The 2,015-nt window shown below is 50.5% G+C and carries 1 protein-coding gene; it reads left to right on the forward strand.

Annotation, left to right across the window (positions count from 1 at the left end; genetic code table 11):
* Window positions 1-56: 56 nt before the first annotated feature.
* Window positions 57-2,015: sensor domain-containing protein (locus RW114_RS20475; protein WP_340124577.1), on the forward strand; the 1,959-nt coding region annotated here is incomplete at its 3' end.

Raw genomic sequence — 2,015 nt, forward strand, 5'->3', positions numbered from 1 at the left:
ATACATTACGAGCAGCTGCTGAGGCGCGGCTCTGCCATGCACCTGTAACAACATTAGTGAATTGCACTGCCGAAAAATTACCGCATGAACTCCAAGTACTCCAGATCGAACTGGAAATGCAGAATGAAGAACTGAGACGCGCTCATTTTGATCTGGATAAATCCCGCGACCGTTATGTTGATCTCTATGATTTTTCTCCGGTCGGTTACCTCACCATCACGCAAACGGGTTTAATCGCTGAAATCAACCTCACAGCCGCCGAACTGCTTGGTGTCGATCGTTGTGAATTGCTATATCGTCGTTTTTCAGCTTTTGTGATACCCAAGGACGGTGACCGTTGGCATCTTTTTTTTGCTGGCATCATGAAGCGCAACCAGCAGAAGAATATCGAGCTAACGTTGAAACACAGTGACGGCGCCGAATTTCCTGTTCAGCTGAATTGTCTACCGGTAACGTCTGGCGACCCAGATTCAAGGGTAGTACGTATCACGCTGACCGACATCACCGAAAGCAGGCGGGCCATCGCGCATTTGTCTGAGGTTGAGATGAACGCAGCGCTAAGCCTCACTAATGCCGAGATGGGTTCCTGGGAATGGAATATCGAAACCGGACGAATCATTTTCAATGAACATTGGGCCAAGATGTGCGGCTACCGACTGGACGAAAAAGAGCGCCATTTCAGTGACTGGGAAAGCGACATCCACCCTGATGACCTCCAGGCCTATCATGCGGCGTTGACCGCGCATTTAGAAAGTCGAACGCTGTTCTTTCAGGCTGAATATCGGGTTCGTACCCAATCGGGATCATGGCTTTGGCTATTGGATCGCGGTGCCGTGATCAAGCGCGACACCAAAGGAATCCCGTTGCGTATGGCGGGTATCGAAATGGACATCAGCAAACGCAAGTGCAATGAGGAGAAGCTGCGCATCGCCGCTATCGCCTTTGAGTCGCAACAGGGCATGTTTGTCACTGACGCCAATGCGGTCATCATGGAAGTCAACCAAGCCTTCACCCGCTTGACAGGTTACCGTGCAGAAGAAGCTATAGGCCAGAAACCGAGTATGCTCAGTTCTGGACGACACGACCAAGCGTTCTATCAAAACATGTGGGAGATTCTGAAGAATAAAGGTTTCTGGCAGGGCGATATCTGGAATCGGCGCAAAGATGGCATTATTTATGCGGAGTGGCTAAATATCTCCACTGTTTGCTCACCCGACGGGTGTATCAGTCATTACGTCGCTTCCTTTACCGACATCACCAAAGAAAAGGAGTCGGCCGCCAAAATTCACCAACTGGCCTATTACGATCCACTCACCCTACTGCCCAATCGCCGCCTGTTTCAGGAACATTTGGCGAAAGCGCTCATTATTAGCGACAGAAGCGAAAGGTATGGCGCCTTGCTGTTCATTGACCTGGATAATTTCAAAGCGCTGAATGACACACTGGGTCACGACATGGGGGATCTACTGTTAACGCAGGCTGCCGCGCGTCTTTTGGATTGCATACGCAAAGGCGATACCGTAGCTCGCTTGGGAGGCGACGAATTTGTCATCATACTGGAAGCGCTGAGCCCGACTTGCAAGGATGCCGCCAACCAGGCCAAGGATGTTGGCGAGAAGATCATCACGACCCTTAATCAAAACTATCAACTCAACCATAATCACTACCACAGCACCCCAAGTATCGGCATTACTTTGTTCAATACCAGCAAGGAGTCCATGGATGACCTACTGAAACAGGCAGATATCGCCATGTATGCAGCCAAGGCGGCAGGGCGCAATACCTTACGTTTTTTTGATCCGGAGATGCAGGCTACGATTATGGCCCGCGCGAGTCTGGAAGCGGATTTGATTCAGGCACTGAAGAACAATCAATTCAAACTTTATTTTCAGTTGCAAGCAACCCACGACCGCCGGATTCTCGGCGCTGAAGTGCTGTTGCGTTGGGAGCACCCTGAACGCGGCTTGGTTTCACCGCTCGAATTCATTCCGCTGGCTGAAGAAACCAGATTGATC

This window comes from Methylobacter svalbardensis (assembly GCF_037671525.1).
Lineage (GTDB): Bacteria > Pseudomonadota > Gammaproteobacteria > Methylococcales > Methylomonadaceae > Methylobacter_A > Methylobacter_A svalbardensis.